The organism is uncultured Polaribacter sp. (assembly GCF_947497695.1).
GTDB lineage: Bacteria > Bacteroidota > Bacteroidia > Flavobacteriales > Flavobacteriaceae > Polaribacter.
Genome location: NZ_CANMHM010000002.1, coordinates 212,214 through 228,787, shown reverse-complemented (window position 1 = coordinate 228,787; position 16,574 = coordinate 212,214). Strand labels below are relative to the sequence as shown.

General features: G+C 30.2%; 15 protein-coding genes. 2 read left to right on the top strand and 13 right to left on the bottom strand.

What is annotated here, in order from left to right; all coding sequences use genetic code 11:
* Positions 1 to 16 precede the first annotated feature (16 nt).
* The 6 genes from Q0731_RS03275 to Q0731_RS03250 form a co-directional block, all read right to left on the bottom strand.
* Complete coding sequence (locus tag Q0731_RS03275; RefSeq protein ID WP_299059815.1) at positions 17 to 1,456, bottom strand: SusD/RagB family nutrient-binding outer membrane lipoprotein; 1,440 nt, start codon at positions 1,454 to 1,456, stop codon at positions 17 to 19.
* 10 nt (positions 1,457 to 1,466) lie between these two features.
* Entirely contained in the window at positions 1,467 to 4,661 is a 3,195-nt protein-coding gene (locus Q0731_RS03270) for a SusC/RagA family TonB-linked outer membrane protein (RefSeq protein ID WP_299059812.1), read from the bottom strand.
* 79 nt (positions 4,662 to 4,740) lie between these two features.
* Complete coding sequence (locus Q0731_RS03265; RefSeq protein ID WP_299059809.1) at positions 4,741 to 5,418, bottom strand: DUF2064 domain-containing protein; 678 nt, start codon at positions 5,416 to 5,418, stop codon at positions 4,741 to 4,743.
* A gap of 57 nt (positions 5,419 to 5,475) precedes the next feature.
* Positions 5,476 to 6,531: an arsenosugar biosynthesis radical SAM (seleno)protein ArsS gene (gene arsS, locus Q0731_RS03260; RefSeq protein ID WP_299059806.1), complete on the bottom strand. Its 1,056-nt coding sequence runs from the start codon at positions 6,529 to 6,531 to the stop codon at positions 5,476 to 5,478.
* 183 nt (positions 6,532 to 6,714) lie between these two features.
* Positions 6,715 to 7,050 carry an arsenosugar biosynthesis-associated peroxidase-like protein gene (locus tag Q0731_RS03255; RefSeq protein WP_299059803.1) on the bottom strand — a complete coding sequence of 112 codons (336 nt, stop codon included), beginning with the start codon at positions 7,048 to 7,050 and terminating at the stop codon, positions 6,715 to 6,717.
* 39 nt (positions 7,051 to 7,089) lie between these two features.
* Positions 7,090 to 7,800, bottom strand: a complete 711-nt coding sequence (locus Q0731_RS03250; protein ID WP_299059800.1) for a DUF547 domain-containing protein — start codon at positions 7,798 to 7,800, stop codon at positions 7,090 to 7,092.
* Positions 7,801 to 8,127: 327 nt separating this feature from the next.
* Here Q0731_RS03250 and fabD point away from each other — a divergent pair, with 327 nt between their 5' ends.
* Complete coding sequence (fabD, locus tag Q0731_RS03245) at positions 8,128 to 9,015, top strand: ACP S-malonyltransferase (RefSeq protein ID WP_299059797.1); 888 nt, start codon at positions 8,128 to 8,130, stop codon at positions 9,013 to 9,015.
* Positions 9,016 to 9,233: 218 nt separating this feature from the next.
* Here fabD and Q0731_RS03240 read toward each other — a convergent pair whose 3' ends face one another.
* The 5 genes from Q0731_RS03240 to Q0731_RS03220 all read right to left on the bottom strand — a co-directional run bounded on the left by Q0731_RS03240 (position 9,234) and on the right by Q0731_RS03220 (position 12,736).
* Entirely contained in the window at positions 9,234 to 9,518 is a 285-nt protein-coding gene (locus Q0731_RS03240) for a hypothetical protein (RefSeq protein ID WP_299059794.1), read from the bottom strand.
* The gene (locus tag Q0731_RS03235) at positions 9,515 to 9,892 is read right to left on the bottom strand and encodes a hypothetical protein (protein ID WP_299059791.1); all 378 of its coding nucleotides are present in this window, start codon (positions 9,890 to 9,892) and stop codon (positions 9,515 to 9,517) included. Before Q0731_RS03235 ends, Q0731_RS03240 begins: the two co-directional genes overlap by 4 nt.
* Before the next feature lie 171 nt (positions 9,893 to 10,063).
* Positions 10,064 to 10,465 carry an MFS transporter gene (locus Q0731_RS03230; protein ID WP_299059789.1) on the bottom strand — a complete coding sequence of 134 codons (402 nt, stop codon included), beginning with the start codon at positions 10,463 to 10,465 and terminating at the stop codon, positions 10,064 to 10,066.
* Positions 10,466 to 10,472: 7 nt separating this feature from the next.
* Positions 10,473 to 11,480, bottom strand: a complete 1,008-nt coding sequence (gene galE / locus Q0731_RS03225) for a UDP-glucose 4-epimerase GalE (protein WP_299059786.1) — start codon at positions 11,478 to 11,480, stop codon at positions 10,473 to 10,475.
* Positions 11,481 to 11,572: 92 nt separating this feature from the next.
* Positions 11,573 to 12,736 carry a DegT/DnrJ/EryC1/StrS family aminotransferase gene (locus Q0731_RS03220; RefSeq protein WP_299059783.1) on the bottom strand — a complete coding sequence of 388 codons (1,164 nt, stop codon included), beginning with the start codon at positions 12,734 to 12,736 and terminating at the stop codon, positions 11,573 to 11,575.
* Between the two features lie 98 nt (positions 12,737 to 12,834).
* Between Q0731_RS03220 and Q0731_RS03215 the strand changes: the two genes are divergently transcribed.
* A complete protein-coding gene (locus Q0731_RS03215; RefSeq protein ID WP_299059779.1) occupies positions 12,835 to 15,219 on the top strand; it encodes a penicillin acylase family protein in 2,385 nt (794 codons plus the stop codon).
* A 5-nt stretch (positions 15,220 to 15,224) separates the two neighbouring features.
* Here Q0731_RS03215 and Q0731_RS03210 read toward each other — a convergent pair whose 3' ends face one another.
* Together Q0731_RS03210 and yihA are read right to left on the bottom strand one after the other, a co-directional pair.
* A complete protein-coding gene (locus Q0731_RS03210) occupies positions 15,225 to 15,911 on the bottom strand; it encodes an RluA family pseudouridine synthase (RefSeq protein WP_299059776.1) in 687 nt (228 codons plus the stop codon).
* 29 nt (positions 15,912 to 15,940) lie between these two features.
* Positions 15,941 to 16,552, bottom strand: coding sequence for a ribosome biogenesis GTP-binding protein YihA/YsxC (gene yihA, locus Q0731_RS03205; protein ID WP_299059773.1), 612 nt, complete (start codon positions 16,550 to 16,552; stop codon positions 15,941 to 15,943).
* Between the last annotated feature and the right edge of the window lie 22 nt (positions 16,553 to 16,574).

Here is a 16,574-nt window from a genome sequence, read left to right as displayed (position 1 = left end):
CTGTGAGGTCTAATTTTTATTCATTCCACCAAACAGGAATATCCAAACTATTCCCATTGGTTGCACTTTCTGCAACTTTATAATTCTCTTGATTTAAAGTTTCTGCTTCAGCAGGATAAGGCATTCTAACAGGAATTAATCCGTTATTTAAGCTTGCTGAAATATTTTTTAAACTTGGAAAACCTGTTCTTCTAAATTCAACCCAACCTTCATAACCATTTATAACGGATGCAATCCATTTTTGAGTGATAATTTGCTCTAAAGATGTTTTTCCTACAGCATTAAAGTTTGCATTTCCTGCTAAATATGTGGCTGGTAAATTTGTGTTCCAATATTCAAAAGCTTGTGCAACTCCAATATTGTATAAAGTTTCTGAATTTGAACTTATAAAACCTTTTTCAGCAGCTTCTGCTAGAAGAAAACTGGTTTCCCAAGCTGTCATAAAATTAGCGTCTAAAGTAGAAGTATCTTCTCTAAAAGCACTTCCTGAAAGTGAAAAATCCGCCAAAGCAATAGATGTTGTTGATGAATTAATTCCGTTTAATAATCCATTAAATTCATCTGAATTTGAATTAGCAAAAGGTCTGAAAAATTTACCAATTCTATCATCATTCAAATCGATTAAAATTTCTTCCATAGTTTCTGATAGTACAAAATTGTTAAAATCTCCAATTCTTAATTGTGCTAATCTAAAACTGTTTGGTTCTGAATTTGTAAAATCGAAAACTGCATTTTCGTTATTGTTTTTGATGTAATTTCCTTCATTAAAAATAGTTTGTAATTGGCTTGAAACATCAACTTTACCAGAAATTCTGATTAAATATTTAATTTTTAAAGAATTTGCAAATTGAATCCAAGATTGTAAATTTCCATCATATAAAATATCTCCTTTTAAAGGAATTGAACCAGAATAGGCATTTATTGCTGCAATTCCTTTGTCTAAATTATCTAAAATTCCGTTTTCATTTTGATAAATATCCTCTTGCAAATCGTAAGCTGGAGTAACAGTTCCTTCAATTCCGTTAAAAGCCTCAAAATAAGGAACATCTCCAAATAAATCTGTTAAACCTGCAGTCATATATGCTTTTAAAATTAAAGCAGGACCTTCATACACTGCAAAAGCAGGTGTTTGTCTACTTTGTTTTAAAACAATTTCATTATCACGTAAATTGGTGTAAAAAATCCCCCAAGGATTTCCACCTAATTGTGGACTTTTCAAATCGTGTCTATCAAATAAATTAAAGTCTAAAGCAGTTCTGTGTTGTGCTAATAAATCTCCAGCAACAAAACCTTCGTAACTCATGTTTTCACCAAAATCATAAATTACTTGTCTTAAAAGTAAACTTGGTTGTACAACAACTGGTGCATTTTGATTAGTGTTGATTTCTTCAAAATCTTTGGTACAACTTGCAAATAATAGTGCAAAAATTGCGATTGTATATATAATTTTTTTCATTGTAAATTTCTTAAAAATCAAATCCTACTTTAAAACCTAAACTTCTGCTAGTTGCATAACTCATATCTTCAACGCCGCTCACAAAACCATTTCCTTGTACAGCTAATTGTTCTGGATCAAAATGTGGATTTTCTGTAATTACAAATAAGTTGTTTCCTATAAAAGAAAAGTTCATGCTAGAACTATCTTTTAACCCTAAAAATCCTTCATTTAAATTCAACGTATATCCAATAGAAAACTGACGTAATTTTAAAAAAGAAGCATCATACACATTGTTTTCCTCGTGATTTCTGTCGTAAAACTGTCTGTAATAACTCTCAGGAGAAACAGCAACAGTATTAGGTTGCCCAGTATTTACGTTAACACCCTGTGCAATAATTCCTGCATCTGGTCTAAAAGCAGTTTCAGCTAATTGGCCACCAACATTTCCTAAAGCACTTGTTCTAGAAACAATTTCTCCTCCTTGTCTCCAATCGAATAAAAAGCTTGTAGTAAAATCTTTATATTTAAAAGAATTGTTCCAACCTAGAGTAAAATCTGGATTGTAATTTCCCAATTTAATCAACTCATTATTGGCAATATATCTTCCATTATCATCCAACAAAAATTGGCCTTCTGTATTTTTAGAATATCCTGTTCCATATAAATCGCCAATTTCTCCACCTTCTTCTACTTGAAACCAAACTGTTTGGTTTGCACTATCGTAAATTCTACTGTAAGCCAATGTTAATCTGCCTTCTTCTTGAGGTAAATTTTTAATAACAGATTTATTTGCAGCAAAATTAAAAGTAGTATTCCAAGTAAAGTTTTCTGTTCTAATTGGTGTTCCTCCTAAAATAATTTCGACACCTGTTGTATTTATTTTTCCTCCATTAACAACCTGTTGATTGTAGCCAGATGAAATTGCAATTGGCAAAGAAATAATTTGATCTTTTGTAGTATTGTTATAATATGTAAAATCGATATTTAAACGATCTTTAAAGAATCGTACATCTGCACCAAACTCATAAGAAGTAGTAATTTCTGGCTTTAAATTTGCGTTCGGAATAAAAGCTTGATCACTAAAAGTAGGTTGCCCATTAAAAGGTGTTTGAGATACAAAAGCACCAGAAGTTTGAAACGGATTTGTGTCATTACCAACTTGTGCAATACTTGCTCTCAATTTTGCAAAAGAAATGTTTTCTGGCAATTCTGTTGCATTTGATAAAATAAAACTTGTTGAAACTGAAGGATAGAAAAATGAAGTTCCATCTAAAGAAAAAGGCGTAGCTAAAGCACTAGACCAATCGTTTCTTCCTGTAACATCAACAAAAAGATAATCTTTGTAACCAAATTTTGCAATTCCGTATAAAGAATTAATTCTCTTTTTAGAATCAAATTGAAAAGCTTCAATTGGTGAAGCTGCATTATTCAAACTGAAAATTCCTGGTTGAGCTAAATTGGTGGTTTGTAATTGTTTTGTGGAAGCAGTTTGGTCTAAACGATTTCCTCCAAAAGAAGCATCAAAAGAAAAATCACCAAAATTATCTGTGTAGTTTACCAAGAAGTCTGTATTTATTTCTCTGTAAAAAACATCATGTTCTGCATAAGCGCCATTTTTAAATCGATTGGAACTAAAATTTCGTTTAAATTCTCTTTTTTCTGATGAATAATCCATTCCAGAACGTAAAGAAAGACTCAATTTATCTGTAAATTTATGATTGATGGCAATATTCCCAAAAACACGATCTCTGTTAAAAGAATTGGTGTTTTCATGTAGAATAAAAAAAGGATTGTCAAAAAAAGTATAGTTAAAAGAATATTGTTGCACACCTTCTAAACCTGGTTGCCAATAATCACGTAAACTATCAATATTTAAAGACCTTGGTCCCCAAGCAACCAAAGAATAATTGGCATTTTCACTACCATAACCATTTGCAGGTCTGTTATCGCTTCTAGAATTTACGTAGTTTACAGAACTCGTAATTTTTGTTTTTTCTGTTGGATTAAAATTCAGTTTTAAAGCGGCTGTTTTTCTATCTAAATTAACACCAGGAATAATAGATTCGCTATCTAAATCTGTGATTGATAACCTGTAAGAACCTCTATCAAAACTATCATTTATAGAAATATTATTGATGGTTGTAATACCTGTTTGATAAAAATCTTTTAAATTATTTGGATTCGAATTGAAAGCTGTTGGTGTAATTGGCAAACCTGAATATAAAGAAGTATCTCCACCTCTCACAACAGTTCCATCTTCTAAAATTACAGGAGAATCAAATTGCGAAATTAAATTACCAACATTTAATCTGGGTCCCCAAGAATAGGTAATATTGTCGTTTATTCCTCCACCTAAACCATCTACATATTCAAAATCCCCAGAATTTCCTTGTCCAAATTTATTTTGAAATTCTGGCAATCGAAAAGCCGAATCTAAAGTAATGGCTGAATTGATGCTAATTCCCAAACCTTTTTTCTTACTTCCATCTTTTGTGTTAATTACAATAACGCCATTAGATGCACGAGTTCCATACAAAGCAGCAGCACTTGATCCTTTTAGGACAGTTACAGATTCAATATCATCAGGATTTACTTCCATTGCTCCATTTCCAAAATCAATTTCTTGAAAACCAGCAGCAGCTTCATTGGTGAAATTAAAAACGGTGTTGTTGTTAATTGGCGTTCCATCTACCACAAAAAGCGGATTGTTATTCGAAAAAGATGCTTCTCCACGAATGGTAATTTTAGAGGATGAACCAACGCCAGTTGCTCCTTGAGAAATAGTTACACCAGCTAATTTACCAGATAAATTATCTAAAAAATTGGCAGTTTTAACTTCAGTTAAATCTTTTGCTTTTAGTTCTTGAACTACATAACCTAATTCTTTGGTTTTTCTGTTCAGTCCTAAGGCAGTTACTACAATTTCCTCTAAATTTGTTTCAATTTCTTCTAATTGAATATTGATAATTGTTTGATTATTAACCTTTATTCTTCGAGTTTTATAACCTAAATAAGAGAACTTTAAAACTTGGTTTTTATCTTTAACTGTAATAGAATACGTTCCATCAATAGAAGAAGTTGTTCCGTTTTCTTTGGATGTTGAAATGGCAACAGAAGGAATTTCATCTCCTGTAATTTTATCGGTAATAGTTCCCGAAATTTTAATTTGTGAAAAACTGATGCTTGTTACAAACAGTAAAGTCCACATAAAAATGTGTTTCATTTAATAATGATTTTTGTGTAAATATTTTATTTTGATAAATAGTTGAATACTTTTTATCAATAGAAAAAAAGTGAATTAATTACGCAAAAATGAAAGGAGAACCTTTATTGGAGTTTGGAGTAGAAATAGTTTTTTGTAGGTTGATGATAACATCAATGAAAAACTCTTTTTGAGTAAATATAAGTAGTGTTAAGACTTTTAAAATCGATTTAGGAATCCTTTTAAAACTATGAAATATTTTTTTAATATCCTCTAAAACATCTAAATCATTTAGAATTTCTAAAAATTTAATATTTAGAACTTTAGATGATAAAATAGAAGTAATACACTTTTGTAATTTAGAAGTTTGCCAAGGTAATTTTAAGAAGGTTTCTTTATTAAAATGTTCTTTTTTGATGCCCATTAAATAAAAACCACCATCTTTTGAAGGTCCTAAAACCAAATCATTATTTTCTAATTGAAACAAAGTATCAACTAAATGACTTGTTTTTAAATGTGGAGTATCATTACCAACTGTAATAACGTTTTCAAATCCTTTTTTAAAAATCGCTTCAATTGCATTTGAAAAACGCTCACCAAAAGAAGACCCAACTTGGTTTTTTTCAGAGAAATGAAAATATTCTATTCCAGATTTTTCTACCGTTTTTAAAGTTTGATGATTCAGTGCAGAAAAAACATCCGAATAAAGAAACGATTTTCTTTCTGCTTCTTTTTCAGCAGAATTTGCAAAAATTAATATGGCAGTGTTTTTTTTCATTTTTTACTTTAGCAAGGGGTTTAAACCCCTTGTTAAATCCCTTGTAATCTTGTTTTGTTAAGCTACAACACCTTGACAGCTACTTCCTGCACCAGCAGTACAACCATAACAATGTTGGTTGATAATTATATTTCTGTCTTGTAATAACTCCTCCCTATAATCTGAAACATGTTTAACTTTACTGGCAACTTTAAGATTTAACATTTGATTAAAATCACAATCGAACAACCAACCTTCCCAACTTATTGAAATTGTGTTTGTACACATTACATTTTTTACAGCTTCAGGGTTGTAAGCATCTAACAAAGAATGCATATAATCTTCATAATTTTCTGACGCAATTAAATAATCTAAAAATCGGCTAATTGGTAAATTTGTAATGGCAAAAAGACTGTGAAAATCGATATCGAAATCTTCTTTTAATGCTTTTTTGAAATCATTTTCTAAAGCCATTTGATCTCCAGGTAAAAATGCACCTGAAGGATTATAGACCAAATCTAATTTTAAATTAGAACCTGGCATTCCATAACCAACAGCATTTAATTCTTGTAATGCTTTAATGGATTTATCAAAAACGCCTTCTCCACGTTGTTTGTCAGTTTTTCCACGAGTCCAATGTGGCATTGAAGAAACTACATGTACATTGTGTTTTTTAAAGAATTCTGGTAAATCGTAATATTTTTTATTAGCTCTAATAATTGTTAAGTTAGAACGGACAATAAAATCTTTAATTCCTGCTTTTGATGCTTCTTCTACAAACCATCTAAAATTTGGGTTCATTTCTGGTGCACCACCAGTTAAATCTAAAGTATGTGCTTCTGTTTTTTTAATGACTTCCAAACATTGTTGCATGGTTTCCACAGTCATTATTTCTTTTCTATCTGGACCAGCATCAACATGACAATGTTCACAAACTTGGTTACACATATAACCTAAGTTTATTTGTAGAATTTCTAATTTTTTAGGACGCAAGGGAAAATGACCTGTTTCTTTAATTTTTGCAGCAAATGTTGGTAATTCTCCGTTTGCGAAAATTCCGCTAGAAAGAATTTCCATTTGGCGAGATGTATTTGCAATATCGTTATTTCTTGCTTTTAATGATTTTGTAGCCATATTTATGCTGAACTTTTTTCAGTAAATTGTAGTTAAAATTCTAAATTGATACAGAATTCTTAATGTTTAATTTATTTACGTATAAAATTGTGGTTTGGTTTTATAGATTGAATAAAAAGATTCCGCTAAAAAGCGGAATAAACGACCTCTAAAATTTTGACAAAAGGCAAAATTAGAGTCTGCTTACATTTCCAACTTATTAACCTTATTCATCATTTGAACCCCATGTACTAAAGTTGCACCACTTTTAATGGCTGCACCAACGTGAATTGCTTCCATCATTTGTTCTTTGGTAATTCCTCTTTGCAAAGTATCTTTTGTGTATGCATCTATACAATAAGGGCATTGTTCTGTATGGGCAACTGCTAATGCAATCAGAGATTTTTCGCGAGCTGTTAAAGCTCCTTCTTCAAAAACTTTTCCATAATAATCGAAGAACTTGTTGCCAAGTTCTTCGTCCCATTCTGTTATTTTACCGAATTTTCTTAAATCTGATGAATCGTAGTATGTTTTAGACATGTTTTATTTTTTCAAAAATTGAAAAACAAAATTACTATTTTATTTTCCGTTTAAAGTCCAATCGTATTTTAAATAGCTTGTTTTAGCTTTTTTACTAATTTCTGTGTTCGCATATTTGTTTAAATAATCTATAACTGTCCCTTCTTTTGTAAAATCTACTTTAAACCAATCGAAAATTGATGAGATCTGAATTTTCTTATTCGTAATTTTATTTCTTGTTGAATCGTTTACAAATTCTTTCATTAATTTCTCTAAAGTTGCCTCTATATTTTCTTCTGTAAAAGCAGTATTACCTAATTTTGGGCAAGAACCTGATGCACAATTTACACCTACATGAATTCTAGCATCAAATAAATTTTTACGTAAAATATCGTGTTCTATATAATCTAAAGTGTAGGTTTTACCACCAACTTTAGCAAAAGGAATTTTCCAAGCGGTTTTACCACCTTCTTTAATATCCATAATAGAATTTAAAGGGTAGTTTTTTAGAATTAATTTAATAGTATAAGCATTATAAGCGTTTATCCAAAAAGCTTTTTGTTTCTTGGTAGACCAAGAATTATCTGGGTTGGTTTTTTCTAAATAAGAAATATAAGTATCTAATTTTGCCTCATCTGCTTTTAAAGATTTGTAATCTACAATTCCTTTTTCTGTTACATTATTTTGTAATAAGGTGTTAAAAATTTCTGTTTGGGCTTTTACTTGTGAAAATGTAATAATTGCTAAAAAGACTAAAAGTATGTTTTTCATGGTGTGATTTTTGTTTTTATTAATTAAGTAGACGAATTGCTTTTTATTTAATTACAAAAACGAATCGAAAAAAATATTTTTTAGCAATATTTAACAAAGTTAGTAAATATGAATAGGAGTTTTTAAATTTTCTAAAAGTTAGCAAGTAGTTTTAGCCCAGATTGAATCTTTCGACTTCGCTCAAGACAGGCTAACTGTCTGAGCTCTTTTTTTGCCTTTTTTGGCAAAAAAAAGCGAGTAGTGAAAGCTGGAAATAGCTTCTAATAAAATTGTTTATTTTTGCAGCCAATTATACAATTAAACTAATCAACAATTAAATAATTTAAAATGAAAGCATATATTTTTCCGGGTCAAGGAGCGCAATTTACAGGAATGGGATTGGATTTATACGAAAAATCCTCTTTAGCTCAAGAATACTTTGAAAAAGCAAATGATATTTTAGGGTTCTCTATTACAGATATTATGTTTGAAGGAACAGCAAAACAGTTAAAAGAAACGAAAGTTACACAACCTGCCATTTTTTTACATTCTGTAATTTTAGCAAAGGTTTTAGGCGATTCTTTTCAGCCAGAAATGGTGGCAGGGCACTCTTTAGGAGAATTGTCTGCATTGGTTGCAAATGGTGTTTTAACTTTTGAAGACGGATTAAAATTGGTTTCTAAGCGTGCTTTGGCAATGCAAAAAGCCTGTGAAATAGCACCAAGTACAATGGCTGCCGTTTTAGGTTTGGCAGATAATATTGTTGAAGAAACTTGTGCTGAAATTGATGGAGTAGTAGTGGCTGCAAATTATAATTGCCCTGGGCAATTGGTAATTTCTGGTGAAATAGCTGCTGTAGAGAAAGCTTGTGAAGTTTTAACTGACAAAGGAGCAAGAAGGGCTTTGTTATTGCCTGTTGGAGGAGCTTTTCATTCACCAATGATGGAGCCTGCAAGAGCAGAATTAGCTGCAGCAATAAAAGAAACTACTTTTAGTGAACCTACTTGTGCAGTGTACCAAAATGTGGTAGCAAAAGCGGTTACAAATCCAAATGAAATTAAAGAAAATTTAATAGCGCAATTAACAGCACCTGTAAAATGGACACAATGTGTACAGGCTATGATTGCTGATGGAGGAACCGAATTTATTGAAGTTGGCCCTGGTAAAGTTTTACAAGGTTTAATGCGTAAAATTGATAGAGGCGTTGCTGCAAGTGGAGCTGCTTTGGCAGAATAATTTTTAAATAATATATTGATGTATTAAAAAAAACGAACTTGGGAGAGTTCGTTTTTTTTGTTTTTTGAATATGGTTTCGTTAACGTGTTTATATATGGTTTGTTGCGTGTTTTAAGCAACCAATTTAATAAATAATTACTGACAAAGAAAATCCGCGAGGATTTTCGTAAGTAGGCAAAAAGCCAGCAATAAATTATATATGTTGTTGTAACCAGTTTTTATCCCCATTTTTCATTAATATATTTGTCAATCCAACTTATAATTTTTTCTTTAAGATTATCTTCACTTTGGGGGTATTCAACAAACTCATAACTTTTCATGGTAGAAGAATCAGAATTTTTTAAAATAATTTCAATTCTAAACTCGTTTAGTTTTCCATTCCAAGTTATTGGGTATTGATTTCTATTTCCAAAATAAATATCTTTATCAGGGTTTACGAAAAAGTATCCAATATCATTTTGTTGTGTTAAATCCGTAAATTCTTTTTTTAATTCATATTTCATTTTATTATTTTAAATTTAAAACTTCCAAAAAAGGCAAATAGACAAGAATAAATAATAGTTACAATAATTAAATGATTTAAATTTCCAAAAAGAGAAGGGATGTAAAATATCTTTAATTTCTTTAAATAAGTTTCCTTTCTTTTTTTACCAATTCCAAACTCATTTTCATAGTCTGTGTATATCTTTCCGTTTATTGGATTTCTAAAATTATTATGAGTTACAATCCAAGAGTTTTGATCATAGCTTAGACCTTCGTATCCTCCTCCGATTTTTCCAAAATGCTGAACTACAAATAAAGTTATTATTGATAAAATAATAGGTTTCAGAATTAAATTCAAAACATTCTTATGTACTTTTATTTCTTTGTTTTCCATTTTTAATTGGTTACAACTTACTCGAATATAAAATCGTTTCAATGTTTTATATTCAGAGTTAACGAAGTTAACGTTTTTAAAGTTTAGAAGCAAGCCAAATTACCTTACCAGATATAGTCATTTCTATGAGTTAAATAATATAAAAGCCAAACGAATCCGTTTGGCTTTTTCTTATAAACGAACATCAAGTTCGTTTTCTATTTTTTCTTTTGTAGGTCTTACTAATAAAAGATACACCAACAATAAAAGTCCAAATAGAACTAATTCTGGTTTAAGAATCAAAATTAAAAAAGCTCCAGCTTCTAAAATCGCCCATCTTTTTATGGAGGCAGATTGATATTTCACCATTTTATCATCATTAGTGGTTTTTTTGTCTATTTTAGAAATACTTTTCTTGTAAACAAAATTACTTACCAAAACTGCAATCGCAGGAATAAAAATATAGTACAAATTTTCGTCTTCTAATTTTGGGCTTTTTAAATTAATTAAGTCACCAATTATAAAATAGGCAAGTGTTAAACCAGCTAATAGTGCAAAATGTATAATTTTTAAAACTTTAATTTTAGCATCCATTCTTGTTCTAATTTTGCTGCTGCCATTTCCAAGCAGATTCTAAAGCTTCATCTAGCGTTTTTTCTGTTTTCCAGTTTAGTTCTGTGTTTGCAATTGTTGTATCTGCATAAGCAGCTGTAATATCTCCTTCACGTCTGCCAACAATTTTATAATTTAGGGATTTTCCAGACGCTTTTTCAAAGGCTTTTATCACTTCTAGAACAGAGCTTCCTGTTCCAGTACCTACATTAAAAAACTCAAAATTTTGTTTGTTGTTTTTGTTAATTAAACGCTGTAAAGCAGCAATATGTGCTTTTGCTAAATCTACCACATGAATGTAGTCTCTTACAGCTGTTCCATCTTCTGTTGGGTAGTCGTTTCCAAAAACAGACAATTCTGTTCTAATTCCTGCTGCAGTTTGTGTAACAAAAGGAATTAAATTTTGAGGAACTCCTAAAGGTAACTCTCCAATTTTAACACTTTCATGAGCACCAATAGGGTTAAAATAACGCAATGCAATAGCATTTAAAAGGTGAGCTTTACAGGTTTCTTTAATAATTTCTTCTCCAATTTGTTTGGTATTACCATAGGTAGATTCTGCTGTTTTAACGGGTGCGTTTTCTGTAATTGGCAACTCATCTGCTTGACCATAAACCGTACAAGAAGAAGAAAAAATGAAGTTATCTAATTTACGATCTCTCATTTCTTGTAATATATAAACTAAAGATCCAATGTTATTTTCATAATAATCTAAAGGCTTGTGCATACTTTCTCCAACTGCTTTAAAAGCTGCAAAATGTATAATTCCATCTATTTTATTATTGTCAAAAAAGTTTTTTACATCATTTTTAACTCTTAAGTCAATATTGTGGTAATCTGGTTTTTTACCTGTAATTTCTGTAATTTTATCTAAAACAGATATTCTTGTTTTTGATAAATCATCAATAATTACAACATCAAAACCACTGTTTTGTAATTCTACAACTGTGTGTGAGCCAATAAAACCTAAACCTCCTGTAACTAATATTTTTTTCATGATTTTTGTATTCGTCATTGCTAGGAACGAAGCAATCTCTTCACTCTATTATAAGACTGCTTCGTCGTATCTCCTCACAATAACATTATTATTTAATTTACAAAATCTGAAATCGTTTTTGTAATAAATGTTAGTTGCTCTTTATCTAATTCTGTATGCATTGGTAAAGAAATTACTGTTTTAATCAGTTCATTTGTTACAGGAAAATCACTTTCTTTATAACGAGTATCTTGATACGCTTTTTGAGAGTGCAATGCAACTGGGTAATAAATTGCATTAGGAATTCCTTTTTCTAGTAAATGTTTGTGTAAATCGTCTCTTTTTCCGTTGGTTATTTGTAATGTATATTGATGAAAAACATGACAGTCACAAGTTTCACAAATTGCTCCACACATTTTTGTAGCATTTGATTTTGTAGTTGGCGTAATAATATTTGGATTGCTAGAAAAAGCATTGTTGTAAAAACGAGCAGCGTTTCTGCGAGCATTACAATAACTATCTAATAATGGTAGCTTGGCTTTTAAAACACCTGCTTGTATAGAATCTAGTCTAGAATTTACCCCAACAACATCATGATAATAACGTGTGTACATTCCATGGTTTACAATTCCTCTTAACGTATGAGCTAATGCATCATCATTTGTAAAAATAGCTCCTCCATCTCCATAGCAACCTAAGTTTTTAGACGGAAAAAAAGAGGTTGTACCTACGTTTCCAATAGTACCTGCTTTCTTTTTTGTGCCATCTTTAAAAGTGTAATTTGCACCTATTGCTTGTGCATTGTCTTCAATTACAAAAAGATCATGTTCTTTGGCAATTTCCATAACGGCATCCATATTGGCAACTTGACCAAATAAATGAACAGGTACAATGGCTTTTGTTTTTGGAGTAATCGCTTTTTTTAAGGCATCAATATCAATGTTATACGTTTTTGCATCAACATCTACTAAAACAGGCGTTAATTTTAATAACGCAATAACTTCTACAGTTGCAGCAAAAGTAAAATCGGCAGTAATAACTTCATCACCTTGCTCCAAGCCAAGTCCCATCATTGCAATTTGCAAGGCATCTGTACCATTTGCACACGGAATTACGTGTTTTACATCTAAATATTTTTCTAAATCTGCTTGAAATTCATGAACAAGAGGTCCATTTATATAGGCAGAAGTGTTTAAAACTTGCTCAATAGAGGTGTTTACTGTTTCTTTTATTTGTTGATATTGACCTTGTAGGTCTACCATTTGAATTTTCTTCATATAATATAATTTGCCTTTCAAAAATACAAATTTGCTTTCATTATACTTATAGTTTTTAGTAAATTATATTTCTATTATCTTTGATAAAATCAATTTTAATGAAATTTTTAAAACGTTTTTTAACCGTCTCTTTAGTTGTAGTGGTTTTAGTGTTGGTTTGTTTTTGGTTGTATTCTAGATACAATAAGCCAAATTATTCTGGAGAATTAGATCTAAAAAATATTTCTGAAAAAGTAACTGTTTATTTTGATGATATTGGTGTACCTCATATCAATGCAGAAAATCAAAAAGATGCTTATGTTGCTTTAGGCTATGTTCATGCACAAGATAGATTGTGGCAAATGGAATTAATGCGAAGAATCGCTGCAGGAAGGTTGTCTGAAATTTTTGGTAAAGACTTGCTAGAAGTAGATTTGTTTTTTGGTGGTTTAGGTATTGAAGAAGCTGCAATCAAAACAATGGCTAATTTAGATACAACGTCTAAAGCTTATCTATTAACGCAAGCTTATTTAGACGGAGTCAATCAGTATATAGATGAAGGAAAAACACCTTTAGAATTTACTTTAGTTGGTGTAAAAAAAGAAGCATATACTTTAAAAGACATCTATAATGTTTTTGGTTATATGTCTTTTAGTTTTGCAGTTGCACATAAAACAGATCCTTTATTAACAGAAATTAAAGAGAAATTAGGGGTGTCTTATTTGAACGAATTATTAGGTTCTTACAATAAAAATTTAACCATTAATAGAACAAATATTCCTGACAAAATTGAGGCAACCATTTCTAAAACTGTTGCAGGGATTATGGATGATTTACCAATTTCGCCATTTATAGGAAGTAATTCTTGGGTAATTGCATCAGAAAAAACAAAGAACGGAAAAGTGATTTTTGCAAACGATCCTCATATAGGATTTTCTCAACCTTCTGTTTGGTATCAAAATCATATCAAAACTCCCAATTTTGAAATGTATGGTTTCAATATTGCCTTAATGCCTTTTCCTTTATTAGGTCATAATAAAGAATATGCTTATGGATTAACCATGTTGGCAAATGACGATTTAAATTTTTATATTGAAGAAAATAATCCAGAAAATTCTTTAGAATATAAAACAATCAATGGCTTTAAAAAGTATGAATTAAGAGAGAAAATAATCTGCATTAAAGATGCTGTAGATACTACTTTTCAAGTAAAAGTAAGTACACATGGTCCTGTAATGAATGGTTTAATTAAACATGTTATTGATAAAAGACCTGTTGCAATGAATTGGATTTATACCCAATTACCAAACGAAATGTTAGAGGTGTCTTATGGTATTTCTCATTCAAATTTTATAAATGAATTTAGAGATCATCTTGCTAAAATTCATGCACCTGGTTTAAATGTAATGTATGGTGATGCAAAAAACAATATTGCTTGGTTTTCATCAGCAAAATTGTACCAACTTAGAGATGGTTTGTCTTCTAAAACTTATTTAAATGGAGTTTCTGGTAAAGATGAAATTGTAGCATTTCTTCCTTTTGATGAAAATCCACAAGCAATAAATCCAAGCAATAATTATGTATATTCTGCCAATAATCAAATAGATTCTGTAAGGGGTAAATTGTATTCTGGGTATTATCAACCACAAGACAGAGCTAAAAGAATTGTAGAGTTTTTAGATGAAAAGGACGATTTTACAAAACAAGATGTTGCAGAAATGATGTATGATGTAAAATCATCTACAGTAAATAAAATTAGCAACAATTTATTAAAAAATGTCAATAAAGGTGAATTAACTGCATCAGAAAGAAGGGCTTTTTCAATTTTAAAAAATTGGGATGGAGCGTATTTAAAAACATCAATTGGTCCCACAATATATAATCGTTTTTTGTATGAGTTTTTAAAAGAGACTTATAAAGATGAGTTGGGTGATAGTTTTAATCTTTTTATCAATTCGCAATTGCAAGACCAAGTGTTGCCTAGTCAAATAAATAGTGAAAATTCTGTTTGGTGGGATGATGTTTCTACCAAAGATAAAATAGAAACAAGAAAAGAAGTTATTCATGATTCTTTTAAGAAGTCCATTTTGTTTTTGCAAAATCAGTTAGGAAAAAATGTAGATAATTGGACTTGGAATAGGGTAATTTCTGTAGAATATGAACATGCCATAGGAAAAGCAGGAGGTTTATTAAGAAAGTTTTTTAATATAGGTCCTTTTGAAACTATTGGAGGAAATGAAGTAATTAACAACCAGATTTTTAAATTAGATAGCACAGGGTATTACAAAATAAATGCTGGTCCTTCTACAAGGAGAATTATAGATTTTTCTGATGTAGAAAATAGTGTATCAATTCTACCAACAGGGCAATCTGGCAATGTGTTTAGTAAATATTATAAAGACCAAACTCAAAAGTTTTTAGAAGGTAAGTTTGTGAAGATGAAATTAAATAAAAAGGAAATTGAACAAAGTGAAAATGTGTTGATTTTAAAGCCTAAGAAATAGTTGGTTTAATTGCAAGCATTCCAAATAACCTCTTTTGGTGTTGGGGCAATTATGTTTATGTTTTCTTTACTTACAGGATGTATAAAGTTAATTTTACGAGCATGTAAATGAATGCTTCCATCTTTGTTGCTTCTGTCAAAACCGTATTTTAAATCGCCTTTTATAGGGCTTCCAATAGTAGATAATTGAGTTCTAATTTGGTGGTGTCTACCTGTTTCTAAGTCAATTTCAATCAAACAGTAATTGTCTAACTTTTTAATTACTTTGTAGTGAAGAATTGCTTTTTTACTACCTTCAATTTCTTTTGAATATGCTGTAGATTTATTGTTTTTAGGATTTTTTTTCAAGAAATTAATTAGTGTATCCTTTTCTTTCTTCGGATGATTTTTTACAACAGCCCAATAAGTTTTGTTGATGGTTTTATCACGTAACATTTTATTTAAACGCTCTAAAGATTTAGAGGTTTTTGCAAAAATGATGATACCAGAAGTAGGTCTGTCTAAACGATGAACAACACCTAAATATACGTTACCAGGTTTGTTGTATTTGTCTTTAATATAATCTTTAACAACATCACTGAGTGGTTTATCTCCAGTTTTATCTCCTTGTGTAATGTCTCCTGCACGTTTGTTTACAATGATAATATGATTATCTTCAAATAAAATTTGTAAATTTTTTTTGGTAGAATGCATTAAAGAGTTTTTTTGAGCTTTTGGATATTTTATTTAAAATCTTTGGCTACATCTTCATTAACACCATCAATAAATTTTAAGAATTCTTCTCTACCAAGTCCAGAAGAAGAAGAGGTAATAAATGATGTAGGTAGTGTTTCCCAGGTGTTTAATAATTTCTTTTTATAAGAAGTAATTTGTTTGTTAATTTTAGAACTACCTAACTTGTCTGCTTTTGTAAAAACAATACAAAAAGGAATTTGGTTTTCGCCTAAAAATTGCATGAATTCTAAATCAATTTTTTGAGGATCGTGTCTAGAATCTATCAAAACAAAAGTACAAACCAATTGCTCTCTTTCTTTAAAATAATTTTCTATGAAAAACTGAAAAATAGTTCTCTTCTTTTTGGATACTTTAGCGTAACCATAACCAGGTAAATCAACTAAAAACCAATCTCCATTAATTTTAAAATGATTAATTAGTTGTGTTTTTCCGGGTTTTCCAGAAATTTTAGCCAAATCTTTACGCTCCATTAACATGTTGATTAATGAAGATTTACCAACATTAGAACGTCCAATAAAAGCATATTCTGGCATTCTTTCTTTAGGAGCTTTGGTAACATTACTGTTGCTCATTATAAACTCTGCAGATCTAATTTTCATTTTTTAGTAAGTTTTTTAGAAA